Consider the following 26376-nt stretch of genomic DNA (forward strand, 5'->3'; position numbering starts at 1 on the left):
CGGTCAGGAAGCCGATGCCTTCTCGGCTGCGGCCAGCAGCACGCAGGTCGCCACGCCCTCCATCGCCGCGGTGACCTCGGCGAGCGGGGGCATGGTCGGCGCGAGCCGGATGTTGGTGTCGTCGGGGTCCTGCTTGTAGGGGTACGACGACCCGGCGGGCGTCAGCGCGATGCCGGCCTCCTTGGCCAGGGCCACCACGCGCGACGCCGTGCCGGGCACCACGTCGAGGTTGACGAAGTAGCCCCCGGTCGGGGTGTTCCAGGTCGCGACACCGCGGTCGCCGAGCCGCTCGGTGAGCACCCGGTCGACCTCGGCGAACTTGGGCGCGATGATCTCGCGGTGCTTGGCCATGTGGTCGCGCACGCCCTGCGGGGAGCCGAAGAACTCGACGTGGCGCAGGTGGTTGACCTTGTCGGGCCCGATCGAGCCGTTGCCGAGGTGCCCGAGATACCACGCCACGTTGTCGGTCGAGGCGGCCAGGAAGGCGACGCCCGCGCCGGCGTAGGTGATCTTCGACGTCGAGGCGAACATGATCGGCCGGTGCGGGTGCCCCGCCGCCGAGGCGAGGGTGAGGATGTCGGCGCTCTTGGCCTCCTCCTCGGTGAGGTGGTGCAGCGCGTAGGCGTTGTCCCAGAAGATCTTGAAGTCCGGCGCGGCGGTCGGCATCGCGGCGAGCCGGGCGGCGACGTCCTGGCTGCAGATCGCGCCCGACGGGTTGGCGTAGGTCGGCACGATCCAGATGCCCTTGATGCTCGGGTCGTCGGCGACCAGTGCGGCGACGGCGTCGACGTCAGGGCCGTCGTCGTTCATCGCGACGGTCACCATCTCGATGCCGAGGCTCTCGAGCAGCGTGAAGTGGCGGTCGTAGCCCGGCACCGGGCACACGAAGCGGACCTTCTCCTCCTGGCCCCACGGCCGCTCGGAGTCCACGCCGCCGAAGAGCGTCAGGTAGAAGAGGCAGTCGCGCATCATCGTCAGGCTCGAGCTGCCGCCGGCCACCACCTGCTCGGGCTCGACCCACAGCAGCTCGGCGAACATCTCCCGCAGCTCGCGCAGGCCCTCGAGCCCCCCGTAGTTGCGTACGTCGACACCTGCCGCGTCCTTCGTCGTCGTGGGCAGCCGCAGGAGCTCGTCGGCCAGGTCGAGCTGCTGGGACGAGGGCTTGCCGCGCGTGAGGTCCAGCTTCAGCCCGCGACCCTTGAGCTCCTCGTAGGCCGCCCGCTGCTCCTCGAGCAGGGTGGCGAGGTCGTCGGCGGACAGGTCGGCCAGCGCAGTCGCGTTCACACGGGCAAGGCTACCGAGGTCGACGTCGCTCCTCCGCACGCGTCCGGCGCAGGCAGGAGCGGGCTCAGGCGGGCATCCGGAACGTACGCCGGTACTCCTGCGGGCTGACGCCGCGCGAGCGACCGAAGTGGTGGCGGAGCGTCGCGGCGTTGCCGAAGCCCACCTCGCCGGCGACCCAGTCGATCGACTGGTCGGTCTGCTCGAGCAGCTCCTCCGCGGCACGCACCCGCTCCCCCAGGATCCAGCTGTAGGGCGTGGTCCCGGTCTCCTCCTTGAAGCGGCGGGCGAAGGTGCGGGCCGACATGTGCATCTGGCGGGCGAGGGTCTCGACGTCGAGGTCGTCACCGAGGTTGGCGGAGATCCAGGCGAGCAACGGTGCGAGGGCCTCGGACTCGCAGACCGGCACCGGGCGAGCGACGTACTGCGCCTGACCACCGTCGCGGTGCGGCGGCACCACCATCCGGCGGGCGGTCGTCGCGGCCACCTTCGCGCCGAACTGCTGGCGCATCACGTGCAGGGCCGAGTCGAGGGCGGCGGCAGAACCGGCCCCGGTGATGATCGTCCCCTCCTGGACGTAGAGCACGTCCTTGTCGACGATCACCTTCGGATAGCGCTCCGCGAGCTCAGCGGCGTAGCGCCAGTGGGTCGTGCAGCGGCGCCCGTCGAGGAGACCGGCCTCGGCCAGCATGAACGTCGCCGAGCAGTGGGCGAAGAGCATCGCACCGCGCTCGTGGGTGGCACGCAGCAGCTCGGAGACCTCGGGCGCCGACTGCAGGTGGTTGCTCTTCGGCGTGAGGCAGACCAGGTCGGCGTCCGCGGCCTCGTCGAGACCGTGCTCGACCACGAGGTCGAAGCCCGCGCGTGTGCGCATCCGACCGGGTGTCGGCGAGACGACCTTGAAGTCGAACACCGGGTTGTCGTCCTCGGGGTGGTAGGGCTCGGCCCACACCTCGCACAACGCGCCGAGCCCGAACGGCTCGGGCTGCTCCTGGACGACGACCGCCACCTTCTTCATGGCGACAGCCTGCCGCAGCGGTGGCAGTAAATCAACCAAGACTGGCATTCCTGCCACTGGTGGCAGGAACTACACGGGAGCAGAATTACTGCCATGACCACTTTCATCGCCTTCATCGCCGTTCTCGCCCTGGCCTCGCTGCTCGTCAGCTACGCCCGCCACGACCGCTTCGCCGGCCCCTCCTCCACCAGCCACCCGTTCGACGAGCTCGGCCTCGTCGAGGAGCGCCGCCACCTCGTCCCGCGGACGTGAGCCGAGGCGTGAGCGCACCACGCAGCGCGTACGACGAACGCCCGCCGGGTCGTCCCGGCGGGCGTTCGTGCGTCTGCGGTCGGCCTAGGCGGACCAGACTCCGCGCACCTGCTCGACCAGGTCGCGGGACTGGCGCAGGCCGGCCTCGGCCGCGACCTTCCGCTTCGCCGGGTCCAGCAGGTTGCGGCCGAAGGCGGCGAGCGACTCGGGATCGGGCGTGATCACCGACCAGGTCCGCGGAGCGACCTTCTGCACCTGCGCCTGGATGGACGTCCTCTTGCTGACCGACCGCGGCAGGGGCGCCAGCACCACGAGCCGGTCCACACCCGCCGCCACGTCGATGTTGGCCGTCGAGCGCATCCCGCCGTCCATGTAGGTGTGGCCGGCGATCTCCACGGGCGGCCACACCGTCGGCACGGCGCAGCTGGCCGCCACCGCCGAGACCAGGTCGACGCCCGAGTCGCGGGTGAACACGGTGAACTCACCGCTCTCGGTGTCGACCGCGGTGATCCGCAGGTCGCGGTCCGGCCAGTCGTGGACCGGGAGCCGCGAGCGGATCACACCCTCGCGGTCGATGCTCCCGGGCTCGTGGGCCGCGCGTGCGACCCGGCCGACCCTCGCGAGCTTGTCGCGACCGGTGCCCGGCAGCAGGTAGGGCGGGACCAGCTTGAGGGCGGCGATGCGCGAGAGCCGCCCGCCCAGCTCGGCGTCCGGGGGTTCGAGCTGTGAGGCGTAGAGGTCGTCGAGCGAGAGCCCACTGCCCAGCTGCGCGCCGACCACCGATCCCGCGGACGTGCCGACGACCGTGTCGGCCCCGGTCAGGTCGACGCCTGCCTCCGCCAGTCCGTACAGGATGCCGAGCTCCCAGGCGATGCCGGTGATGCCGCCCCCACCGAGGACCAGGGCCGAGGTTCCGCGATCAGTCATGCGGCAGTTCTACCCGACGCACGACGAAGGCCCGCCGGGTGATCCCGGCGGGCCAACGTGTCGTGCAGTGCTGCGTGAGCGTCAGGCGATCAGGCCTGGCCGCCCGTGAGCTTCTCGCGGAGCGCCTGGAGCGCCTCGTCCGAGGCGAGCGAGCCGCCGGTGTCGCCACCGGTCTCGCCGCCCTCGGTCGCGGTGTCGCCACCCGAGGAGTAGGACGTGGCCTCGCCGGCCTCGACCTCGGCCTGCTTGGCCTCCTCCTGCTGCTTGACGTGCGCCTCCCAGCGGGCGTGCGCCTTGGCGTACTGGTCCTCCCAGACCGCGCGCTGGTCGTCGAAGCCCTCGAGCCACTCGCCCGTCTCGGGGTCGAAGCCCTCGGGGTAGACGTAGTTGCCCTGCTCGTCGTAGGTCGCGGTCATGCCGTAGAGCGTGGGGTCGAACTCCTCCACGTCGGAGGCGGCAGCGGTCTCGTTGGCCTGCTTGAGCGACAGCGAGATCCGGCGACGCTCGAGGTCGATGTCGATGATCTTGACCATGACGTCGTCGTTGACCTGGACGACCTGCTCGGGGATCTCGACGTGACGCTCGGCGAGCTCGGAGATGTGCACCAGGCCCTCGATGCCCTCCTCGACGCGGACGAACGAACCGAAGGGCACCAGCTTGGTGACCTTGCCCGGGACGATCTGTCCGATCTGGTGGGTGCGGGCGAAGTGCTGCCACGGGTCCTCCTGCGTCGCCTTCAGCGACAGGGAGACACGCTCGCGGTCCATGTCGACGTCGAGGACCTCGACGGTGACCTCGTCGCCCACGGCGACGACCTCGGACGGGTGGTCGATGTGCTTCCACGACAGCTCGGAGACGTGGACGAGACCGTCGACGCCGCCGAGGTCCACGAACGCACCGAAGTTGACGATCGACGAGACGACACCCTTGCGGATCTGGCCCTTCTGGAGCTGGGTCAGGAAGCCGTGGCGAACCTCGGACTGGGTCTGCTCGAGCCAGGCACGGCGCGACAGGACCACGTTGTTGCGGTTCTTGTCGAGCTCGATGATCTTCGCCTCGAGCGTCTGGCCGACGTAGGGCTGCAGGTCGCGGACGCGACGCATCTCCACGAGCGAGGCCGGCAGGAAGCCGCGCAGGCCGATGTCGAGGATGAGGCCGCCCTTGACGACCTCGATGACGGTGCCCTCGACGACGCCGTCCTCCTCCTTGACCTGCTCGATGGTGCCCCAGGCGCGCTCGTACTGGGCGCGCTTCTTGGACAGGATCAGACGGCCTTCCTTGTCCTCCTTCTGGAGGACGAGGGCCTCGACCTTGTCGCCCACGGAAACGACCTCGTTGGGGTCGACGTCGTGCTTGATGGACAGCTCGCGCGAGGGAATGACGCCCTCGGTCTTGTAGCCGATGTCGAGGAGGACCTCGTCACGGTCCACCTTGACGATGGTCCCGTCGACGATGTCGCCGTCGTTGAAGTACTTGATGGTCGCGTCGATCGCCGCGAGGAAGTCTTCTTCGGACCCGATGTCGTTGACGGCCACCTGGGGCGCGTCGTAGTCCGGAAGAGTGGAGAGGGTGCTGGTCATATGGAAGGAGATTCCTTGGATGGATGGAGTCGTACGGACGCGCGCAACCGTCTGTTTCACGCACCTCCGTCGATGACGGTGGCAGGCGAGCCTCGCTTCGCTCGGTATGGAAGCCGGGCAGGCGACTGGCGCAGCAGCCAAGACTACGCGCGTGCGGCGCCCGCCGTCCAACCGGCGGGCACGCTCAGCCCACGCTCAGCGCACGCTCGGGCCGACGCCCTCCCACGATGCCGGCCACGCGTGCACGTCGCCCGCCTCTGCGATGGCCCGGAGCAGCACGTCCGCACGGTCCGCGACGGGGTTCGTCCCGGCGCGTGAGGCGAGGTCGACCAGCGCCCAGAGGTCCGCGGCGCGGGCGCCGTCGAGCAGTGCGGCCGGGGTCCCGCCGTGCCGCCCGGTCCACGCGCGCAGCACCGCGTCGACGTAGGCCGGCTGCCGCTCGAACCGGACCAGGTTGCCCACGTCGGTCCAGGGGTGGCCGGCGTGGGCGAACTCCCAGTCGAGGACCGCGGTCACCTCGATCGTGCCGGGGTCGACCAGCACGTTCTTCGGGTTGAGGTCGCTGTGCACGAGGCACGCCCGCCCGACGCCGTCCAGCTCGTCGTGCGCGGCCTCGGCCACCGGGCGGAGGGACGCGCGCTCGTCGGGTGTCCAGGCACCGAGGCGCTGCTCGACCCACTCGGCCAGACCGCCCTCGGGGAAGGCGCCGATGCGGAGGTCGGAGTCGACGTAGGGCCCCGGGCGCACCATCGGCATCCCTGCGAGCGTGGCCGCGACGGACCCCATCGCGTGACCCAACCGGGCGAGCCCGCCATCGTCGAGACCGACGACCAGGCGGTCGCCCGGCTCCCCCGGCATCCACGCAGTGACCAGGAACCCCGGCAAACCGCTCTCCCCGCGCCGCACCTCCAGCACGTCCGGGACGGGGACCAGCCCGCGCACGAGGCGGAGGACGGCCTCGTCGACCTGCGGAGCGTCGGGCCCGCGAGCATCCCCGGGCGGATAGACCCGCACGACCGATCGCTCGCCGGCCACGTCACTGAGGAAGGTCCGCCCGGAGTGCCCTCCCGCAAGCGGCGTCAGCGAGGCAGCGAGGTCGGACATGGGGTGAATCGTGACATGTGCACCGCCGCACGCCGGACCGAAAGTAAAACCTGTGTTACCTAATCGTGGGTCTTTCGTTAATCCCTACAGATCACTCGTAGTTGCCTCGTTGATGCACAAAGGGTCAGCGGCGCACTCAACACCATGGGGGTACGAAGATGGGTTCCACGACTCACCACCGGTTGAGCAACCGGTTCACCAGGGGGGCAGCAGTAGCTGTCGCCCTCGCGCTGCCGGGGACGTTCCTGGCGACCGCGCAGACGGCGTCGGCGGCACCCGTGCCGACGAGCGCCACCGCCTCGACGTCCGCGGGATTCCTGGGGGTCGACGTCCTGGGGGCGACCCTGCCTGCGCCGATCGGGAGCATCAACGCGGCCGCGGTCGACGTCGCGTCCGCGACCGGCTCGCTCCAGGCCGGTGCGCCCCGCGTGACGGCGCGGGCCTCGAACCTCGGTGCCGAGCTCGGCGGCGAGCAGCTGCCGGACATCCTGTCGTCGGCACAGCAGACAGCGCCGCCGACGAATCCGTCGGCGACGACGGTGCAGAGCGGCGCCATCCCGCCCAACCCACTGCTCAACGCCGGCATCTCCACGTCGGTCGCGCACGCGCAGTTCACCGACGGCAGCTGCCTGCCCGCCGGCACGCCGTTGAGCTCGTCGTCGACCACGACCGTCGACGCCTCGGTGCTCGACGTCCCGGGTGTCGGCCGGCTGCTCAACGCCCCTGGCACCGTGAAGACCCAGCAGGACGTCTCGCTGGCGGCGACCGGCGGCGCGAACGACGCCCGCCGGGTGGTCTCGACCGCGTCGAGCAACCTCGCCGCCCTCAACCTCTTCGACCAGGTGACCGTCGGCGTCAGCCAGGACCCGACCCTGACCGCGACCGCGAGCGGTGTCACCGGCGGCGCGGACGTCGCGTACACCCAGCCCGTGGTGACGATCACGCCGCAGGGCCAGCCGGCGCAGACGCTGGACGCGGCCAACGAGGTCGCCACCTTCGCCCTCCCGGAGAACCCGCTGCTGACCGTCGAGCTCTCGCTCGGCGCCCTGACCAAGACGGTTGCCGCGGACGGCACAAGCGCTTCTGGCCAGGCCGCGCTGCTGCACCTGAAGCTGGCGACGACCGGTGCGGTCGGTCCGCTCCCGGTCCCGTCGGTCACGATCGCCGACGTGGACATCGTCCCGCTGTCGGCCAGCGCCGGCGCACCTGCCGGTGGCATCGAGTGCGGTGACGGTGGCGGCGGTCCCACGCCGGGCGCGATCAATGCTCCTGACATCACCTCGCCCGCCAACGGCGCGACGGTGAACGACACCACGCCGACGATCTCCGGCACCGGCCTGCCCGGCGCCCAGGTCACCGTCACCGAGGGTGGCGCCACGGTCTGCACCGCCACGGTGCTGGCCAACGGCACGTGGAGCTGCGACCCCGGTGCGCCGCTGGCGGCCGGCCCGCACACGGTGAGCGCGACGCAGACCCTGGACGGACGGACGAGCTCGGCCGACACGACCACCTTCACCGTCGTCCCGGACCCGAACGACCCTGACGGCGACGGCCTGCCCACTGGTCAGGAAGGTCCGATCGGCACCAACCCGAACGACCCCGACAGTGACGACGACGGGCTGACGGACGGCGCCGAGGTCAACACCCACGGCACCGACCCGCTCAACCCCGACAGCGACGGCGACGGCCTCACCGACGGCGCCGAGGTCAACACCCACGGCACCGACCCGCTCGACGCCGACACCGACAACGACGGCCTCACCGACGGCCAGGAGGTCAAGGGCGTCAAGATCCGCGAGCGGTTCGAGATCTGCGGCAAGAAGGTCAAGAAGTCGATCACCGTGAGGACCAACCCGCTGAGCAACGACACCGACAAGGACGGTCTGCGCGACGGCAAGGAGGTCAAGGGCTACAAGATCAAGCAGAAGATCAAGACCCGCAAGGGGTCCTTCGTGATCGGCAAGACCCGGTCGAACCCGACGAAGAAGGACACCGACCGCGACGGCCTGAAGGACAAGGCCGAGGTCACCGGCAAGGCCAACAAGTTGTGGAACAAGGCCAAGACCGATCCCACCAAGTGCGACACCGACAAGGGTGGCGTACGGGACGGCGCGGAGGTCCGCGCCAAGGCGAACCCGTCCGACTGGCGCTCCGGCCCGCGCAACCCGGGCGTAAGGAACGGTCGGATCAGGGGCTGAGCCTCGTACCCCTGAGGGAAGCGGCGCACCGGGCAGTTCTCCTGCCCGGTGCGCCGTCTTCGCACGTCCCGGACGCGACTAGGCTCGCGGCGTGGAGGACCACCTGCCGCAGTCCGTGCGGGTCGAGCGACGGGCCGTCTCCGAGCGTGAGTCGCGCGACGCCAACGGCCCCGACTGGGACCGCTACGCCGACGAGTACCAGGCCACCCACGGCGCCTTCCTCGGTGACGCCGGCTTCGTGTGGGGTCCCGAGGGTCATCGCGAGGACGACCTCCGGATCCTGGGCGACGTGACCGGTCGCGACGTGCTCGAGGTCGGCAGCGGGGCGGGCCAGTGCTCGCGGTGGGTCCGCGTCCACGGCGGTCGTGGCATCGGTCTCGACCTCTCCCACCGCCAGCTCCAGCACTCCCTGCGCCTCGACGAGGAGACCGGCGTGGCGGTGCCGTCGGTCCGCGGGACCGCGACGGACCTCCCCTTCGCCCCGGCGAGCTTCGACGTCGTCTTCTGCTCCTTCGGGGCGCTCCAGTTCGTCAGCGAGATCGCACAGGCCCTGGCCGAGGTCGCGCGTGTGCTGCGCCCCGGCGGCCGGTTCGCGTTCTCCATCACCCACCCGACCCGGTGGATGTTCCCCGACGACCCCGGCGAGGCCGGACTCACGGCCAGCCAGTCCTACTGGGACCGCACCCCCTACGTCGAGGTCGACGACGCGAGCGGGCGGGTGGCCTACGTCGAGCACCACCGCACGCTCGGCGACTGGGTACGGCTGCTCCACGCCGGCGGGTTCGTCCTCTCGGACCTCGTCGAGCCGGAGTGGCCCGAGCAGCACGACCGGGTGTGGGGCGGCTGGTCACGCGCGCGCGGGCTGCTGACCCCCGGTACGGCGATCTTCGTGGCGCACCTGCGGGGCGACGGATGACCTCGCGGCCCTGGGTCGCCGACCCGACCGTCGCGTGGGTGATCGCACTGACCGCGCGCGTGCGGGAGCCCGTCACGCCCGAGCGGGTGCGCGCCGGGTTGGCCGCCACCGGCCTCGACTGCGCGGTCGAGGGCAGCGAGCCCTCACCGGAGGCGAGCCTGCTCGCGCGGGCGACGGCGCCCGGGCCCACCGCCCTACGAGCAGTCGTCGCGGGGCGCGACCTCGCCCTCGCTGCCGAGCACCAGCACTGCGACGGGCTCGGGCTGCTCGCCCTCCTCGGCACCACGCTGCCTGCCTCGCCGACCTCGTCGGCCCGCGGCGTGGGCGATCGCCCTCCGTCCGGCGGCGGGACCGCCGCTGCCGTACGTCGACTGCGCGAGGCCGCGCTCACCCCTCCCGCGACGGTGGCTCCCGGGCCACCGGGAGCCGGGGACGGCGACAGCTTCGTCCGGCTCACCGTCCCGGGGCGCGTGCCCGTTGCCGAGCTGGTGCGGGCCTCGGTGGCGGCGGTGCGGGCACACAACCACGACCGAGGTGCGCGCACCGACCGGATCGCCGTGGCGATCGGTGCGTCCCGCGACGGCGGTGCCGCACCCGTCGTGAGGGACCGGAGCGCGCTGTTGCGGCTGCGGGACGTCGAGCGGCTCTCCGGCGACGCCCTCCGCGAGGCGATCCGGTCGGCGCTGCCGGAGGCGCCGCCGCCGGGATCAGGCGGCGGGTCACGTCTCGTGGGCGCGATGGCGACTGCGGCGATGGGGCTGCTCTCCGGTCGTCTCGGGTCGACACTGCTCGTCTCGCACCTCGGCGAGGTCGAGGCGGACGGTGTCGAGGACCTCGCGTTCTACCCCGTCACCGGTGGCGGGAGCGGGGTGTCAGTGGGCGCCGTCGGGCTCCGCGGCACGACCGTGGTGACGCTGCGTGCGCGTCGCCACCGGCACCCGCCCCTCACACTTGAGGAGCTGGGCCGGAGAGTGCTCGACGAGCTGACCTCCGCACCGTCCTGAGCACGTCGAGGCTGGCCGGGTTCCACCACGCGCGCAGCCGGCCGCGCCAGCCCTGCTCGGCCACCAGTGTGCGGCGCTCGGCATCGACGAGCTCCCACATCTCCTGCACCGCGGCGTCGTCGAGCGGACCGGCCGCGAACACGCCGTCCGCCAGTCGCGCCGCCGCGTCGGCGCGCCCCAGCACCGCGGCCTGCATCGGGCGAGGCACGTCCGGCACGACCTGACCGAGGTCCTCCACGAGGTCGAGCAGCTCCTGCCACGCGGCTGCGACACGCTCGCGCGCGGACCCCGCCGTACGCCGCCGGCGACGGCGCAGCCACTTCAGGCCGGGGATCCACCCGACCAGGAGCACACCGAGGAGCACGGTGCCGACGACGCGCGGAGCCGCGGACGGCGGTTCCTCCACGACCTCCTCGAGCGGGTCGCGCTGGGGCTGGGTCGTCGGCGGCTTGGACTTGCTCGCCTTCTCCTGCTCGGCCTCGGCGACGTAGGTCCCCGGGTCCTTCTTCGGCGGCTCGGAGCGCCGGGGCGCCCGGGTGCTCAGGTAGAGGTCGGAGGGCAGGATCCGCCACGACCCGTCGGAGACGCGGATCTCGACCCAGGACGTCACGTCGCTGCCGCTGACGACACCGTCGGGGCCCGGCACCGCGCCGACGACCACCCGCGCCGGGACGCCGAGCCGGTTGGCGGCCAGCGCCATGAACGCGGTGAACTGCTCACCGTCACCGACCGTCTGGCTCGCCTCGAAGAAGTCGGGTCCCAACCGCTCGGCGTCGTGCCCGGCCTCGAAGCGCCGTTCCCACGGCTGCGCGCCGTCGCTGTAGCGGCCGTTGGTGCGGAGGTACTCCGCGAGGCTGAACACGCGCTCCATCGGGGACAGGGAGGCCCGCCGCCACGGCTCGAGCGCGTCGTCGAGGAAGGCCCCCTCGGGCTGGCTGCGCGCGCGGCGGTACGGCGTCATGCCCACCTTGAGCGTCGTCGCGGGCAGCACGGCGGAGAACTCGTAGTCGTCGCGTCGCGTCAGGCCGCCGCGCACCATCGCGCTCAGCGTGGCCGGGTTGTAGCGCACGTCCTCGCGCTGCGCCCTGCCGTCGACGAAGGTGAAGTCGATGCTGGTGAGCTGACCGGCCAGGGGCAGCCAGCTGCTGACGTAGCCCGCCCGCAGCGTGACCGACAGGTCGATCGGCCTGCCGGGCAGTGGCGCGTCGACCTCGGACCCGATCCGGAGGAAGAGGCTGTCGGCCTGGTCGACGACCGTCCGGTTGTCCGCGTGCCAGCTCGTGCCGTCGTACACGTCGAGCGTCGCGAAGCGCATCGGCACGCCCCGCGGCAGCCCGTCCACCTCGAACAGCACCTCGTTGAAGACGTTGCCCGGGGTGCCGGGCAGCTGGCGGGTGTAGCGACGGAAGTCCCCCAGCGGGTTGTCGAGCCGCGTGACGTCCTCGCCCTTGCCCACCTGACCCCGCAGCACCCAGCGCGGCTCGTCGCCCTCGGCGGACGTGTCGGTCACACCCGACGCGAGCCCGGCCGCGGTCCCCACCACCAGCAGTCCGGTCAGGCCCCGGACGGCGACGTGCCGGAGGGTGCCCGTGGAGCCGGTGCGCCGGTGGCCGCGGGTCGCGCTCCACACCAGGGCGACCACCACGAAGAGGACCGCGCGGACGGCGACGCCGGTCGGGTCCTGCACGCCGAGGAGCACGGCGACGGCGAGCCCGACCAGGGGCGGGAGCACCGGAAGCACCGGGCGTCGCCCGTAGAGCGCAGTGCCCGCGCTGGCCCCGGCCACGAGGTAGCCCAGGATGAAGGTCATCGTCAGCGGCGCGCCGGCGGAGTCGGCGGGCGGGATGGTGCTGAGCAGCTGTCCGGGACCGGTGAACCCGTCGGTCAGCACCGCCGACATCGACTCGATCCCGGGGATCGTCACCACGTCGCCGCCGTGCCGGGCGAAGAGCGCGCCCAGCGGCGCGAAGAGCACGAGCAGCGCCAGCAGGAGCTCGCTGCGCGAGCGGCCCTGGGTCCACGCGATCGTGGCGACGACGGTGGCCACGATCGCACCCAGGCCTCCCACGACCAGGTAGGACCGATCGGCATAGCTGCCCTCGAGGGCGCTGAGCGCCAGCATCGTCATCACGACCGGTGCGACCACGTCGACCACGGACGTACGCCGCCTCGTCGACATCGCCGTGCTGGTCGCGGTCGTGGTCGCGGTCGTGGTCGCGGTCGTGGTCGCGGTCGTGGTCGTGCCCGGGACCTCGGAGCCGGGTGCCGGGCTCACGACGCCGCCCGGACGAGCAGGGACGAGAGCTGGCCGAGAGCGCCGACGGCAACGGTCGTGTGGGTGTCGCTGCGCACGGCCCGCGGCTCTGCGGCCAGGTCGGCACGGACGAGGAACGAGTCGGCCCCGGACGGGAAGTGCGCGACGGCGTGGCGGGACTCGGTCGGGTCGGAGCGGCCGCCGCTCACCACGACCACGAGGCTGGTGCCGCCGGCCTCGGTCGCCACGCGGACCCCGGTGTCCTTGAGGGTCCCGCTCCCCTGGTGCACGCGGCATGCCAGGTCGAGCATGATCTGCGGTTCGCGCGTGGTGACGATGTCGTCGCCGCAGCCGAAGGTGATCTCGTAGTCGTCCGCGAGCGCACGCAGCGCGATTGAGGTGGCGACCGACACCGCGAGCTCGAACTCGTCCTCGCCGGCGTAGGCGCGCGGTGACGGGTCGAGCAGCACGGTCGCGTGGCTGCGCCGGGTGAGCTGGAACTGGCGGACCAGCAGGGAACCCGCCCGCGCCGTCGACTTCCAGTGGACGTGACGCGGGTCGTCGCCGGGGACGTACTCCCGGAGGGCGTGGAAGGAGAGGTCGCTGGCGGCGAGCTTGTTGCTGGCCACCCCCTCGAGGTCGTGGACGATCCCGGAGGCCAGCGAAGGCAGGGGCGTGATCACCGGCCGCACGTGGAGGACGTGCGTCCCGCTCACCTCGCGACGGCGCCGGAACAGGCCCAGGGGGTCGGTGCGCACGTGGGTCGCGGGTCCGACCTCGACGACCCCGCGCCGCGTCGTGGGCAGGTCGATCTCCAGCCGCACTGTGCCGTTGCGGGCGCTCGCGGCCGTGCGTCCGGCTCCGACCGAGCGCCGGGCGCGGCCCTCGCCGAGGGGGACCTCGATCGCCGGCGGCAGCAGCCGCACGCCGCTGCCGCGCAGGTCGACCTGCGCGGTCGCCGTCTCGCCGACCGTCACCCGCGCCGGTCGGAGCTGGAGGTCCGCGTGCACCGGACGAGGGACGAGCACGACGACCTGCCCGAGCGCGAGGACGATCGCCGTCACCGCGGCGAGGAGCAGCAGCTCGGGCCAGTGGTAGCGGTCCCCGACCAGCCAGCTGGTCAGGCCGAGCGTCACGAGGCCCCATCCGGTCTCGGTGACCCCGCGCCCGGACGCGCCGAGTCGGGAGAGGCCCGCAGTCGACGGTCGGGGCAGGCGGCGTGCCATCAGCTCCGACCGGTGGGGGCCGACACCGACGCGACGACGTCCGCGATGACCGACTCCACCTGCACGTCGGAGAAGGCCGCCTCGGGTCGCAGGATCAGCCGGTGGTTGAGCACGGGCTCGCAGAGCGAGGCGACGTCCTGCGGCACCACGTGTCCACGCCCGTCCGCGGCGGCCCAGACCTTGGCGACCCGGACCAGCGCCAGCGCGCCGCGCGGCGAGAGCCCGACGCGTACGTCCGGGTGCTCGCGAGAGGCCTCGGCCAGACGGCGAACGTAGGTGATGATCGCGTCGTCGACATGGATCGCATCGGCGTGCGCGGCCATCCGGGTCACGGTGGCGCCGTCGACGACCGGCGAGACCAGGCTGGCTCGGTCGCGGACCTGGCTGCTGCGCAGGAGTGCCTCGGTGGACTCCGCGTCGGGGTAGCCGACGGACGTCTTGATCAGGAAGCGGTCGAGCTGGGCCTCGGGGAGCCGGTAGGTGCCGGCCTGCTCGATGGGGTTCTGCGTGGCGATGACCATGAAGGGCTGCGGCACGGAGTGCGTCACGCCGTCCACGGTGACGTGTCCCTCCTCCATCACCTCGAGGAGCGCGGACTGCGTCTTGGGCGACGCGCGGTTGATCTCGTCGGCGAGCAGGAGGTTGTGGAACACCGCGCCCGGGTGGAAGTCGAAGCGCGAGGCGTGCTGGTCGAAGACCGTCACCCCGGTCACGTCCGAGGGCAGCAGGTCGGGCGTGAACTGGATCCGCGCGTGCGAGCCCGACATCGTGTTGGCCAGTGCCCGCGCGAGCATCGTCTTGCCCGTGCCCGGGAAGTCCTCGAGCAGCAGGTGGCCTCCGGCGACGAGGCAGGTCAGGGTGAGCCGCACGACGTGGGTCTTGCCGAGCACGCCCTGCTCGATGTTGCCGACCATCTGCTCGAAGCGCGTGGCGAAACCGTCGCCGTTCCCCGGGTCCCCCTGCGAGATCATGCGGTGATCCTAGGTGCAGGGCGACGTCCGCGCCGGGTGCCGGCTGACGAGTCGGCATGCTCTAGCCTCGGCCGCGTGGACGAGGACGAGATCCGGAAGTCGGCGCGGCTCGAGCAGCGGCACTGGTGGTACGCCGGCCGGCGCGCCCTCGTCCGCAAGCTCGTGCGCGGCGTTCCTGTCGGCCGCGCGCTCGACGTCGGCTGCGGCTCGGCCGGCAACACCGCGGTGCTCCGCGACGCGGGCTGGCAGGTCACCGGGCTGGAGTACTCCCCCGCCGCTGCCGCGCTCGCCCGTTCGCGCGACCTGTCGATCGTTCGCGGCGACGCGCGACGCCTGCCGTTCCCCGACGCCAGCTTCGACCTGGTGATGTCGACCGACATGTGGGAGCACATCGACGAGGACGACCGGGTCGCCGCCGAGGCCGCCCGCGTGCTGCGCCCCGGCGGCCGACTGCTGGTCGCGGTCCCGGCCGGCATGGACCTGTGGAGCGGGCACGACGTCGCGCTCGGGCACGTCCGTCGCTACGAGCGCGACGACCTCACCGCACTCGTGGAGTCGGTCGGCCTCGAGGTCGTCGGCCTCGACTCGTGGAACGTGCTGCTCCGTCCGGTCGCGAAGATGCGTCGCTCGCGCCAGGACGAGAGCGAGAGCGAGATGGAGGAGGTGCACCCGCTCGTCAACGCGGGCCTGCGCGCCGCCGTCGCCCTCGAGTCGGTCCTGCCCGTGACGCAGCGACGGGGGATCAGCCTGGTGCTCCGGGCTCGCAAGCCCTCGGCACCTCGAGGCTGATCCCCCGTCGTCGACGAAGGTCGTAGGCCGGCTCAGGCGGTGGTGGTCTCCTGCTCCTTGCGGCGTCCCAGCAGGATGCCGAGGCCGAGCAGGACCACGCCGAGGAGGCCGGCGACGATCGGTGCGGTCGTCCGCGCGAGACCGAGCTGGCTGCCCTTGCCGCCGAGGTCGTCGACGTTGGCGGCAACGGTCTCGTCGGTGTACTCGAGGTTGGCGTCGGTGGCCGTCACGCGGTCCTCGCCGTCGTAGGCGAGCGCGGTGACGGTGTGCTCGTTGCGGTCGACGACCGCGCCGGTCTCGGGCTCCACCCACAGCGTCTTGTCGTTGGTGTACATCGTCTCGGCCATGAGGGTGTCCTCGTCCTCGCCCAGGATCGAGCCGGGGACCTCACGCTCACCGACCTGGGTGCGCGGGACGCTCGACTCGAACTTGTAGACCTTGAGGCCGTCGATCTCGTCCTCCTCGACGAACTTCATGTCGACGGTCTCGCCGAGCGTGCCGTCCCACCACTGGTAGGTCTTCTGCTGGGTGTTGAACGGCATCTTGTAGATCTGGCCCTCGCGGTTGGCCGCCTGGCGGTCGCCCTCGGTGGTCTCGGTGTAGGCGTCGCAGCAGTTGACGGCCGCGCCGGACGTGGCGTCGAAGGCGGCGCGCTCCTGGCTGCGGGAGATGATCGTGCCGTCGGAGGCGCGGATCGAGGTCGAGCCGTACCAGACGCGGATGTTGTCGCCGGCCTCCTCGGTGGCCTCGACGTCACCGAGGGTCTGGTTCTCGACCGACAGGTCGGTGTTCTCCTCGGTGAGCGTGCCGGTGTTGAAGAAGGTGGCTCCCTCGGCCTGGAGCTTGGTGACGCTGTTCTGGTTCTCCGGCGCCACCGCGAGCTTCGGGTAGGCGTAGAAGCGCACCATCAGCGCGGCCACGATCAGAAAGCAGCCCACGCCCACCAGAAGGGGTCCCAGGATCCGTCGCATGTGTCTTAGTTCTCCCTCTTGAGTGCCTGCCCACCGCAGAACGAGCGACAGGGTAGCAGCGGGAACAGCTGTTGAGAGCCGGTCACGCGCATCTTGTTACGAACCAGTAGAACTCGGCGGTAGCCCACGACCGGAGCGGGCCGCGACGGTCGCTGCCACCGCCTCGTCGTGCATCCGGTCCCAGGTGAAGCGGGCCGCCCACTCGCGGCACCGCTGGGCGTACGACGCCTGCTGCGCCGGGTCGTCGAGCAGGGCGATCGCGGACCGCACCTCGTCGGCCAGCACCGCCGTCAGGTCGTCACCGTCCGGACGGACCAGCCAGCCCGTGCTGCCGTCCACGACCGAGTCACGCAGGCCCGGAACGTCGCGTCCGACCGTGGGGATGCCGTGCGCGGCGGCGTCGATCACGACCTGCCCCCACCCCTCCACGTCGGAGGCGCAGACGTGCAACCCGCAGCCCCCGAGGACACGGTCCATCTCGTCGTCGGAGAGGTAGCCGTGGACGGTGACCAGGTCGCTCACGCCGAGCTCCTCGATGGTGGCCACGACCGACTCCCGGTCTGGACCACGGCCGACGATGTCGAGGTGGAGCCCCGGCACCTCGTCACGCAGCGCAGCGAGCGCCCGGACCACGGTGTCGACGCGCTTGTGCGGGACGAGGCGGCCGAGCACGAGGATGCGCCGCGGGTCACCCGGCCCGCTCGAGGCGCGGGTCGCGGCCGACGAGCCGTTCTCGAGGATGCCGATCGGGGTGCGCCAGCCGAGCTCGCGCCGCATCTCGTCCGCCGTCGAGCGCGAGACGGCGTACGTCGGCACGCGCCGGTAGACCCGCGGCATCAGCCAGCCCTCGAGCCACCGCCCGAGCGTGCTCATCGGCGGTGAGAAGTAGGTGCGGAACTGCTCCATGTGCACGTGGTGCACGAGCAGGACGACGGCCGTCCGGCGCGCCACGAACAGGGGCGAGAACGCGGGGATCCCGCACTCGGGGTCGATCACGACGTCGAGACGGCGCCGTCGGCGTAGCAGCTGCCAGACGACCCACGGGTAGAAGGTGAGCGCTCCCCCGCCGCGGCGGATCGGGATGCCGTCGCGGTGGTCGTTGGCGGTCTGGCCCTCGTCCCGGGCGGTGAGGAACTCGACGTCGGCGCCGGCCGTGGACAGCGCCTTGGCGTACTCCCAGGCGTAGCGCTCGGACCCACCCGCGAGCGCGTGGTCCAGGTCGCGCCAGTTGATCACCACGGCCCTGGCCCCGGACAGGCCAGGAGCGTCAGGCATCCAGCGCCAGGTCCGCGATCGGCGTCTCGTGCAGCGGGTGCGGAGCTGCGTGGACCAGCGGCGTGACGGTCGCGGTGCGCGACGCCCGACGGAGGATGAGGCCGATCTGGGCAAGCTCACGGAAGGACTCCACGCCGTGGCGCGCCGGGCTGAAGGTCGAGCCCGGCACGTCGACCCAGGTCACCGGGAACTCCGCGACCCGGGCGCCGTGCAGGTGCGCGCGCCCGAGGACCTCGACGTCGAAGGAGAAGCCGTCGATGCGGGTGTCGGCCCAGATCTCCCGGGCGAGCCGGCCCCGGAACATCTTGAAGCCGCACTGCGTGTCGCGGATGCCCGGGACCAGTCGGGCGGTGGACCAGCGGTAGACCGCGGCACCGCGCTCGCGCAGGGCGCTGTGGCGCATCATCGTCACCGAGCCGGTGACGGCCCGCGAGCCGATCGCGACGTCGGCGTCCCCACCCTCGATGAGGGAGACGGCGGTCGCCAGGGCCTCGAAGCTGGTGGCGCCGTCGGCGTCGACGAAGCCGACCAGGTCGGCGGTCGTGGCGAGCATGCCGGCGCGGACGGCCGCACCCTTGCCGGGACGCGCGCAGTGCACGACCGTGACCGGCAGGTCAGGGGTCGAGAGCGCGCGGGCGACGTCGGCCGTGCCGTCGGTGCTGGCGTTGTCGACCACGATGACCTCGACACCACTCCACGACGGCGCGTCGGTGCGCAGCCAGGTGGCGAGGAGCTCGATCGTGCTCGGCAGTCGTGCGGCCTCGTTGAAGGCGGGGACGACGATCTGGAGGGAGGAGATCACGATGTGCGGGGGTGCCGCGGTGAGCCGGCGGCGCCGGTCACTCGTCCGAGTATCCGCCGAGCGACGACTTCGGCACCGGGTCGCCGGCGGTCGCGGACTGGACCGCGTTGACGCCACCGACGGAGACGACCATCGCCGCCACGAGGCCACAGGCACCAGAGATAACGCTGCTGTTCAAGACTTCTCCCAGGGATGTGCGGCGATTTGTTACTCCGCGGTCATGTTCGAGCGGGAGCATACCGCCCACGCCGGAGATGCACTACCGAAACGCCGACCAGGCTGAGGACGACCACGGCGTCGCCGCCCAGGACGGCCCACCGCCGCCATGGCCGGTCGTCCTGTGGGGCGGCACCCGTCGGCTCACTGAGGTCGACGAGCGTGAGCCCTGCGGTGTCGACCACGACCTCGCCCGGCGGGACGGCGTACGACGCCGGGAGCGGCTTCTCGACGAGCACCCACCGGACGCCGAGGTCGGACAGCGCGGCGCCCGGATCGGCGCTGTCGAGGGCGACCGTGACCTCACCCAGCCGCGCGTCCTCGCCCGGCAGGACGTCGTCGTCGAGCACGATCCGGTCGTCGACGAGCACGTCGCCGGGGAGCAGGCGCGGGGCGGGGTCGAGCGTCGCGCGTCCGTCGTTCCACCCGAACCGCCGGTAGCTCCCCTCCCACGGCAGCACCACCGTCGAGCCGGGTCCGGCGCCCGCCAGCTCGTCGGCCACCTCCTGCCACTCACCGGGGAAGGTCACGGGGCGCAGGTCGCCGGTCAGCCCCCACGCGGCACTCGGGAGGAGGAGCAGGGGCGCGACGACCAGGGTGCCGGCCGCGACCACCAGGCCCTCGCGGCCGTGGGACGCCCGCCGGTGCAGCCCGGACACGGCGGCGGCGAGGCCCACGGAGAGCGGCAGGGCGAGTGGAGCGAGGAACCGGTGCGAGTCCCGGAACATCGAGAGCCCGGGGACCACGTCGGCCGCGGAGGTGAACGCCCCGGGCAGGTAGGCCGGGCCGACGCACAGGACGACCGCCACCGCCCCCACGGCGAGCAGGCTGCTGCCCATGCGGCGGGACCCTCCCGAGCGCACCAGCCCGGCGACGGCGACGGCCGACAGCGCCACCGCGAGCAGCACGACGAGGACGGCACCGCGCTCGCCGGGGACCACGCTCACCTTCCAGATGCCACCCAGCGACAGCACGCTGGGCACGAGCCCGAGCGCCGACTCCCCCACGGCCCGGAAGGACTCGAAGCCCGGCCCCGGGGCGAGGTCGACGCCGTCACCCAGGGTGAGCGCCGGCACCGCCCACGGGAGGTTGGCGACGACCGCGCAGGCCGCCAGCGTGGCGAGCGACCGCGCCGTGCGTGCTGCGAGCACGACCACGGCCGCGACGAGGACGGCGGTGACACCGCTCGAGGGGCTGCAGATCGCGCTGCCCACCAGCAGGACGAAGAGGCCGCCCCAGCGGGACGCATCGTCGCGCAGCCGCCACGCGGCCAGCACCACCCACGGCAGCAGGGCATAGCCGGCGACGGTCGCCCACTGGCCGATGGACAGCCGCTCGACGACCCAGGGGTTCCAGAGGAAGAGGGTGGTCGCAGCGGCCACACCCCACACCGACGCGTCGACCACCGAACGCGACAGCCGGGCGATGCCCCACCCACCGACGACGAACGAGGCGAGCAGGAGCGCCTTCTGGAGCAGTCCGCCCGGGACGACGTACGTCGCCAGGGAGACGAGCGCGTCCATGGGCACCGCCCGTGGGATGCCGCCGTCGAGGCCGAGCCACGCGTCCTTCCACGGCTGGTGCGGGACGAACACCATGTCGCCACGCAGGACCGTCCCGGGCCACAGCAGCGCCGGACCGAGGAGCAGGACCGCCACGACCAGGCTGACCGCGAGACCGACGACCTGGGGCGCACGCCCGCCCCGGCCGCCGTGGCTCACGACGCCTCCGGGATGCCCGCGACCAGTCCGGCGATGCACACCGTCGACCGCGAGGTCGGGTCGTCCCTCGAGAACCGGATGCCGCGCACCTCGTCCTGCTCGGGCACCACGATCCAGACGTCGTTGGGGCCGACGCCGGTGCGGAAGCGGGTCGAGTAGGTGCCCGCCTCGACCTCCATCTCGGTGACCACGTCGGTGAAGTAGGAGACCCGCATCACGAACCGGCCGTCGAGCGCGCGGCGCATCCGCACGGTCCGCGGCGCCGAGGAGACGGCGTACCCGCATCCCTCGTCGGGTCCCGGCCGCATCGAGGTCGGCAGCAGGACGGTGACCGCCTCGAGCTCGCCGGACTCGGTGATCGTGCGCAGCCGCGGCGACGGCTCGTCGAACACCGGCGTCTCCGGGAGCGGCGCGAAGACCGACGAGGCCTGCGCCTCGTCCTCGAGCAGCGGCAGCAGGATGTCGGTGGGGACGTACTCGTCGAGGAGGACCTGCGACGGGTCGCGCGCCAGTCCCTCGCGGACGTTGGCCCAGTAGTCGCGGTCGTCGTCGTTCTGGAAGTGCGGCACCAGCGTCATCGTCCCGACGACGCACGCCACGAGCACCAGGGCCGTGGCGACCGTGGCGGACAGGAACCCGGCGGGCAGGTGCCAGCGCTGCGGCAGGCGTCGCTCGCGGGGTGGCGACGCGCGCAGCGCCAGGGCGACGGCGACGACCGCCGGCAGGACGAGGTCGGCGGAGTAGCGCGGGTCGTAGCCGAGGATCCGGCCGAACCCGGCCCGCCCGGCGAGCACGAGCGCGAGGTCGATCAGCACGTAGACCACGACGACGACCAGTGCCCAGCGAGCATCCGCGCGACCGCGCCGCAGCAGCACCGCGACGACGAGCAGGACGAGCAGGCCGCTCACGACGCTCACCCAGATCGGCGGTATGACGGCGCCACCCTTGAGCTCGGCGAACCACGGACCGCCGACCATCCCGGGCAGCGCGTTCTCGAAGATGTAGGTGCCGGAGAGGGCGAGGTACTCGCGCGCCGGCGCGGTCCCCGCGTCGACCGTGGTGATCTGCACGTGGAGCCAGAGGTAGGCCGACATCCCGACCAGGTAGGCCAGCCACAGCGGCCAGAGTCGTCGGACGGTCTCGGTGAGTCGACGCCAGCCACGGGCGTCCGACATCGCGACCGCCACCGTGGCCAGCAGCGGTGCGATCAGCACCGAGCGCTCGTGCCAGGCCAGCCCGACAGCGGTCGCGAGCAGGCACGTGCCGAGGTTGACCCAGCCAGAGCCGATCGAGAGCCGCTGGCGCACCAGGAACAGTGTCGCCACCAGCGCCATCAGCACGTGCGGCCACAGGCCCATCGACGCACTCCACCACAGCGTCGTCGCGAGGGTCAGCGGCGCCCACATGAGGAGCGCGAGCAGCGGGACCCGCGCCCACCTCCCCGGCAGCAGCCGGCTCAGGAGGTGCCAGGCGACGACACCGGACGCGAGCTGGACGCCGAGGATCATCAGGCTGATCGTCGGCCAGTCGAAGGGCAGGTGGTGGGCGACCAGCCAGTAGGTCGCGTGCTGCAGTGGCATCACGTGGCCGGCGACCGGCTCCATCAGGTAGGACCACGACCACGGATCGACGTCGAGCGCGCGAGTGGTCAGGTAGTAGTCGTCCTGGTTGAAGAAGGACCCGTTCAGGAGCACCCCGCGCCAGAACGCCGTGACCACGAGCACGGCCAGGGCGCTGAGGCCGGCAGGTCCGCGCCACGGGCTCCCGGTGCGTACGACGTCGGCGCTCATGCCGCCTCCTCCGTGCGGGACTCACCCGGCGAGAGACCGCGCAGGGCGAGGGCCAGGGCGAGGCCGACTCCCGCGACAGCCAGGCCGTCGGCGACCGAGCCGGGGACCGGGAGGGGCCACGCGTCGAGCACTCCCGACGCCACGACGAGCACGACCGCCAGCAGCACGAGGCGCGAGAGGTCGCGGCGCAGCCAGGCCGCGCCGACGACGAACGCGGCGGCCGCCACCCATCCCATCGTCGCGACGACGGCCACCAGGGCGATCGCGACCACGGGGAGGCGAGCCGCCGAAGCCGCCGGCCAGTCGCGCCATGCCGACGCGGAGGCTGCCGACGCGCGGAGGGGTCCGGACCCGGACCGCCGGGTGACGAGCAGGACGAGCCCGGCGAGCAGGAGCAGGCCCGACACCACGAGCCCGGCGACGAGCACGGCGGTGTAGGTCGCCTGGGGCGCGAACCGCATGGTCAGGGTGCCGCCCGTGCCCTCCGGCACGATCCACGCCTGCTGCCAGCCGTCGACGCGGATCGGCTCGACGCGGCGTCCGTCGAGGTCGGCCTCCCAGCCCGTGTTGAAGTTCCACGGGACCGACACCACGGCCTCGGGCCCGCTCGCGACGGAGGCGACGACGTGGCTGTCGTCCTCGCTGTCGATCTCGACGGCACGCGAGCCGGGTTCGGCGGTGGTGGTCGGGCGGCCGGACACTGCGACGACCTCGAACTCTGCGGTGGGGACGGTGGAGATCAGTGCGCGCCCCTCGTCCAGCGTCGTCACCGGGACCGCGGCGTCGTCCGACTTCTTCCGACAGGTGCTGAGCTTCATCGGCGCGCCGCTCAGCACGTCGCCGAGGGTGCCGTCGACCCTCGTCTGCCTGGCCCGTCCGGCGACGACCACCTGCGGGCCGAGACCGCACACCGTGCCGGTGGGCAGGTCGGGGTCGAACGGGCGGACGATGCCGCCGCCGTCGAGGTCGATCTGCGGCACCGACACGACCCCGTCGGGCTCGTCCTTGACGAACGAGATCTCGAGCTGGGTCACCTTCATCGGCCTGGGCAGCTTCGTCAGCTCCCCGGTCACGGTCAGCCGCTCGATCCGGTCCGCGCCCCGGAGCACGATGCGGGTGTAGCCGGGGTTGACCGCCGGCCCCAGCGGGAGGCGTACGCCGGTGATGCGCCGCTCGACACCCCAGGTGAAGAACAGCGTGGGCTGCGTGTCGCTCGGCGAGCTCATCCACGTGGTGTCGGCGCGGTCGTCGTAGGCGAACCGGCTCGCGACCAGGGGGTCGTCACCGTAGATCGACGTGGCGCCGACCTGCTGCTCGGAGAGGAAGGGCTCGAGGAGCTGGGCGGTCGCGCGGGAGGCCCGGGCCACCACGAGCCCCTCGAGCTGGAGGTCGGTGGGCGCCGACACCTCGACGCTGCGCCGGAGGCCCCGGGGCTCCTCGCTGTTGCGGATCCGCGCCGTGCTGCAGTCGGGCAGGTTGCCCGTCGAGCGGCACGCGCGGGTGCCGCTGTCGCCGGTGAGGAGCAGGCCGTCGCCGGGGTCGAGCGGCTCCGGCAGCACGAGGACCCGCTGCAGCGAGCGCCCGTCGATGGTGATGTCGGTGATCGCGAGCTGGTTGCGCTCGGCGAGCGTCGAGGCGGCCGTCACCCGCACCTCGACCCAGTCGACCCGCTCCCCCGACAGCGACGCCGTGACCCGCGCCCCCGTCGGGTTGGTCGGGAGCGACGTGGTCTCCGCGGACGTGCGGACCTGCAACCGGCGGATCGGCGCCATCGCCGCGTCGTCCATGACCGGCAGCACGCTCACCTGGCGTACGGCACGCGGGCTCGGGAACCGGACGCGCAGCCACTGCTCGCGCGCCTTGCCGGCCAGGGAGGAGACCCACCGGGTGTCCGGGTCGCCGTCGAAGGCGGCCGCCGGACCTGCCTGCGGTACGACGGACCCGTAGGCGTCGGCGTACCCCTGCGAGCTGGACGCGCGCACCTCCACGCCGTCCTCGAAGCGCGCGACGACCTGCGCGCTGCCGGGCGTGACCGGGTAGTCGGGCACCGAGCGCTGGAGCCGGTAGGGCTCGTCGGCCTCGAGGACCGTGGACAGCGGCTCCTCGACGCGGCCGAAGGCGCGCTCGCGGCGCTGGTTGGTGTCCGTCACGAGGGTGGCGTCGTCGGACCACCCGGGCTCTCCGAGGTTCACCGTGCTCACGTCGGGGTCGACGAGGCCGGTGTCCAGGAGGGACAGCCACGCCTCGGGGGCGCCCGCGACGGTCTGGACGTCGGAGGTGGGCGTGGACCTGATGCGCGGCACCCGGTCGGGCACGGCGTAGATCTCGATCTCGCGACCCCCGTCGGCGAACTCGCCGAAGGTCGCCACCTCCTGGAACCCCGCCGTCGCCAGCGACTGGGCCGCACCCGCAGGTGGCGGGGAGTCGGTGAAGCCGCGGGTCAGGTCGCGTCGCACGAGGACGTAGCCGACGCCGGCTCGCGCCAGCTGCGGACCCAGCGCCCGGCCGGCCTCGCCCTGCGAGACGAGCCGGTCGATCGCCGACAGCACCCGGATCGACTGGCCGGGGATGATCGGCACCTGGCTGCGCGTCGTCCACCTCACGCCCTCGCCGAGCGCGTGCATCGGCTCGTCGTAGGTCCAGCCCCACTGCTGGAGCGCGAAGCCCGACCCGGGCACCACCAGTGTGGTCGTCCCGTCCTGGCGCTGCTCGAGGAAGTCGTAGGCCTGCTGCCACGCCTCGGGGACCTCGTCCCACCCGGGCGTGCGCGCGTCGTTGACGAGGAAGGGCTGGCCCAGCACGAGGACCAGGATCCCGGCGAGGCCCTGCACGAGCGCCGGCCGGAGGACGGGGAGCCGGCGGCGAGCCACCAGCACCGAGGCCTCGGCGACGGCCGACGCGAAACCCATGGCCACGGCGAACCGCACGGTGGGGTCCACCTTGTGCACGTTGCGGAAGACCTGCAGCGGACCCTCGAGGGCGTCGAGGAAGAAGCCCGAGAGCGGGCTGCCCTCCCAGCCGCCGTGGGCGATGGTGAGCGCGGCGAGGCCGATCCCGAGCCCGGCGACGAGCGGCACGCGCATGGTGTCGCGGTAGCGGACCAGGCCGAGCAGGCCGATGGCGGTGACGACGGCGGCGACCAGGATGAGGGCCGGCTCGACGACGTAGGCGTGCGCGGCCGGCCACCAGCCGCGGCCACCGGTCGTGATGAAGGCGACCCAGTGGGAGGCGCCCCGCAGCGCCTCGGACCAGCCGATCACCCCCGTCGTGTTGCTCGCGCTCTCGACGTACTCGTAGAACGGAGGGCTGAACCGGCCCAGCGTGAGCAGGGGCAGCAGCCACCACGTGCACGCCAGGGCCATCGCGCCCGACCACCACACGAGGAAGCGGAGCGGCACCAGTCGTCGCCAGGTCGCCCACACGGCGATCAGCAGCGGCATCGGCAGCGAGCCGATCACCTCGACCGCGTTGACCCCGCCCATGCAGACCACTGCCGCGCCGCTGAGCACGGCAGCACGCACCGGACCGAGGGCACCTCGCGCGCAGAGCAGGATCGGGAGCACGACCCACGGCAGCACCGCACCCGGCAGGGTCTCAGCGCTGATCACCCCGACCGTGCCCAGCAGGCGCGGGCTGAACGTGTAGACCAGGCCGGCCAGCGAGGCCGGCCCGCTGTCGAAGCCGAGTGCGCGGGCGCACCGCCGCGCGCCCTCGTACGCCACCAGCAGCACGACCGCGCACCAGAGTCGCTGACCGAGCCAGGTCGGCATCCCCGACAGCTCCACCAGCACGAAGAAGGGGCCTTGCGGCCACAGGTAGCCGTAGGCCTGGTTGAGCAGCTCGCCGAAGTTGGTGGTGCCGTGCCACAGGCTGAAGCCGCCGGCGAGGAACGACGTCGGTCGCTCCGCCAGCTCGACGCGCGTGTCGAGCGTGGTCCGCCCGACCTGCTGGACCAGCGAGAAGAAGACGATCAGCGCGTACGCCGCCCAGTCGGCGGGGCCGGGTCGGGTCGGGTGGCGCGTGCTGACCGACGTTGCCACGAAACCCTGCACTACTCCCCTGCGTTCCCCACGGACGACCG

Annotated in this window: 20 protein-coding genes; 5 read left to right on the forward strand and 15 right to left on the reverse strand. The window is 72.5% G+C overall.

Annotation, left to right across the window (positions count from 1 at the left end):
* Positions 1 to 3 precede the first annotated feature (3 nt).
* Both JI751_RS11185 and JI751_RS11190 read right to left on the reverse strand, forming a co-directional pair.
* Entirely contained in the window at positions 4 to 1284 is a 1281-nt protein-coding gene (locus tag JI751_RS11185; protein WP_201936260.1) for an aspartate aminotransferase type Ic, read from the reverse strand.
* A 64-nt stretch (positions 1285 to 1348) separates the two neighbouring features.
* Positions 1349 to 2299, reverse strand: a complete 951-nt coding sequence (locus JI751_RS11190; RefSeq protein ID WP_201936261.1) for a GlxA family transcriptional regulator — start codon at positions 2297 to 2299, stop codon at positions 1349 to 1351.
* Positions 2300 to 2392: 93 nt separating this feature from the next.
* On the opposite strand from JI751_RS11190, the gene JI751_RS11195 reads away from it, so the two are divergent.
* On the forward strand, positions 2393 to 2551 hold the full coding sequence (locus tag JI751_RS11195) for a hypothetical protein (protein WP_201936262.1): 159 nt from the start codon (positions 2393 to 2395) through the stop codon (positions 2549 to 2551).
* A gap of 84 nt (positions 2552 to 2635) precedes the next feature.
* Here the strand turns inward: JI751_RS11195 and JI751_RS11200 are convergent, their stop codons facing one another.
* The 3 genes from JI751_RS11200 to JI751_RS11210 all read right to left on the reverse strand — a co-directional run bounded on the left by JI751_RS11200 (position 2636) and on the right by JI751_RS11210 (position 6162).
* Positions 2636 to 3478: a patatin-like phospholipase family protein gene (locus JI751_RS11200; protein WP_201936263.1), complete on the reverse strand. Its 843-nt coding sequence runs from the start codon at positions 3476 to 3478 to the stop codon at positions 2636 to 2638.
* Positions 3479 to 3567: 89 nt separating this feature from the next.
* Entirely contained in the window at positions 3568 to 5058 is a 1491-nt protein-coding gene (gene rpsA, locus JI751_RS11205) for a 30S ribosomal protein S1 (RefSeq protein WP_201936264.1), read from the reverse strand.
* A 195-nt stretch (positions 5059 to 5253) separates the two neighbouring features.
* A complete protein-coding gene (locus JI751_RS11210) occupies positions 5254 to 6162 on the reverse strand; it encodes a phosphotransferase family protein (protein ID WP_201936265.1) in 909 nt (302 codons plus the stop codon).
* 158 nt (positions 6163 to 6320) lie between these two features.
* Between JI751_RS11210 and JI751_RS11215 the strand changes: the two genes are divergently transcribed.
* From JI751_RS11215 to JI751_RS11225, 3 genes are all read left to right on the forward strand, one after another.
* Positions 6321 to 8360: an Ig-like domain-containing protein gene (locus JI751_RS11215; RefSeq protein ID WP_201936267.1), complete on the forward strand. Its 2040-nt coding sequence runs from the start codon at positions 6321 to 6323 to the stop codon at positions 8358 to 8360.
* Between the two features lie 91 nt (positions 8361 to 8451).
* Positions 8452 to 9276, forward strand: a complete 825-nt coding sequence (locus JI751_RS11220; protein WP_201936269.1) for a class I SAM-dependent methyltransferase — start codon at positions 8452 to 8454, stop codon at positions 9274 to 9276.
* Entirely contained in the window at positions 9273 to 10280 is a 1008-nt protein-coding gene (locus JI751_RS11225; RefSeq protein ID WP_201936270.1) for a hypothetical protein, read from the forward strand. Before JI751_RS11220 ends, JI751_RS11225 begins: the two co-directional genes overlap by 4 nt.
* Here JI751_RS11225 and JI751_RS11230 read toward each other — a convergent pair.
* From JI751_RS11230 to JI751_RS11240, 3 genes are read right to left on the reverse strand one after another with little or no spacing between them, the layout of a single operon-like run.
* The gene (locus JI751_RS11230; RefSeq protein WP_201936271.1) at positions 10222 to 12555 is read right to left on the reverse strand and encodes a transglutaminase TgpA family protein; all 2334 of its coding nucleotides are present in this window, start codon (positions 12553 to 12555) and stop codon (positions 10222 to 10224) included. The two genes, JI751_RS11225 and JI751_RS11230, sit on opposite strands and share 59 nt — an antisense overlap.
* A complete protein-coding gene (locus tag JI751_RS11235) occupies positions 12552 to 13760 on the reverse strand; it encodes a DUF58 domain-containing protein (RefSeq protein WP_201936272.1) in 1209 nt (402 codons plus the stop codon). The genes JI751_RS11230 and JI751_RS11235 overlap by 4 nt, the downstream gene beginning before the upstream one ends.
* Positions 13760 to 14731, reverse strand: a complete 972-nt coding sequence (locus tag JI751_RS11240; RefSeq protein ID WP_372440563.1) for an AAA family ATPase — start codon at positions 14729 to 14731, stop codon at positions 13760 to 13762. The genes JI751_RS11235 and JI751_RS11240 overlap by 1 nt, the downstream gene beginning before the upstream one ends.
* 75 nt (positions 14732 to 14806) lie before the next feature.
* On the opposite strand from JI751_RS11240, the gene JI751_RS11245 reads away from it, so the two are divergent.
* Positions 14807 to 15520, forward strand: a complete 714-nt coding sequence (locus JI751_RS11245; RefSeq protein WP_201936273.1) for a class I SAM-dependent methyltransferase — start codon at positions 14807 to 14809, stop codon at positions 15518 to 15520.
* Positions 15521 to 15552: 32 nt separating this feature from the next.
* On the opposite strand, the gene pgfA is transcribed toward JI751_RS11245, so the two are convergent.
* The 7 genes from pgfA to JI751_RS11280 all read right to left on the reverse strand — a co-directional run bounded on the left by pgfA (position 15553) and on the right by JI751_RS11280 (position 26335).
* Complete coding sequence (gene pgfA / locus JI751_RS11250) at positions 15553 to 16491, reverse strand: cell envelope lipid trafficking protein PgfA (protein WP_201936274.1); 939 nt, start codon at positions 16489 to 16491, stop codon at positions 15553 to 15555.
* A 96-nt stretch (positions 16492 to 16587) separates the two neighbouring features.
* Positions 16588 to 17766 carry a glycosyltransferase family 4 protein gene (locus JI751_RS11255; RefSeq protein ID WP_201936275.1) on the reverse strand — a complete coding sequence of 393 codons (1179 nt, stop codon included), beginning with the start codon at positions 17764 to 17766 and terminating at the stop codon, positions 16588 to 16590.
* Entirely contained in the window at positions 17759 to 18568 is an 810-nt protein-coding gene (locus tag JI751_RS11260; RefSeq protein WP_201936277.1) for a dolichyl-phosphate beta-glucosyltransferase, read from the reverse strand. The genes JI751_RS11255 and JI751_RS11260 overlap by 8 nt, the downstream gene beginning before the upstream one ends.
* 37 nt (positions 18569 to 18605) lie before the next feature.
* Positions 18606 to 18746 (reverse strand): hypothetical protein, encoded by a 141-nt coding sequence (locus JI751_RS11265; protein ID WP_201936279.1) that lies wholly within the window; start codon positions 18744 to 18746, stop codon positions 18606 to 18608.
* A 40-nt stretch (positions 18747 to 18786) separates the two neighbouring features.
* The gene (locus tag JI751_RS11270) at positions 18787 to 20505 is read right to left on the reverse strand and encodes an MmpA family trehalose lipid delivery protein (protein ID WP_201936281.1); all 1719 of its coding nucleotides are present in this window, start codon (positions 20503 to 20505) and stop codon (positions 18787 to 18789) included.
* On the reverse strand, positions 20502 to 22295 hold the full coding sequence (locus JI751_RS11275) for a hypothetical protein (RefSeq protein ID WP_201936284.1): 1794 nt from the start codon (positions 22293 to 22295) through the stop codon (positions 20502 to 20504). The genes JI751_RS11270 and JI751_RS11275 overlap by 4 nt, the downstream gene beginning before the upstream one ends.
* Positions 22292 to 26335 carry an alpha-(1->3)-arabinofuranosyltransferase domain-containing protein gene (locus JI751_RS11280; protein WP_201936285.1) on the reverse strand — a complete coding sequence of 1348 codons (4044 nt, stop codon included), beginning with the start codon at positions 26333 to 26335 and terminating at the stop codon, positions 22292 to 22294. The genes JI751_RS11275 and JI751_RS11280 overlap by 4 nt, the downstream gene beginning before the upstream one ends.
* Between the last annotated feature and the right edge of the window lie 41 nt (positions 26336 to 26376).

Source organism: Nocardioides baculatus, from assembly GCF_016735675.1.
In the GTDB taxonomy this organism is placed as follows: Bacteria; Actinomycetota; Actinomycetes; order Propionibacteriales; family Nocardioidaceae; genus Nocardioides; species Nocardioides baculatus.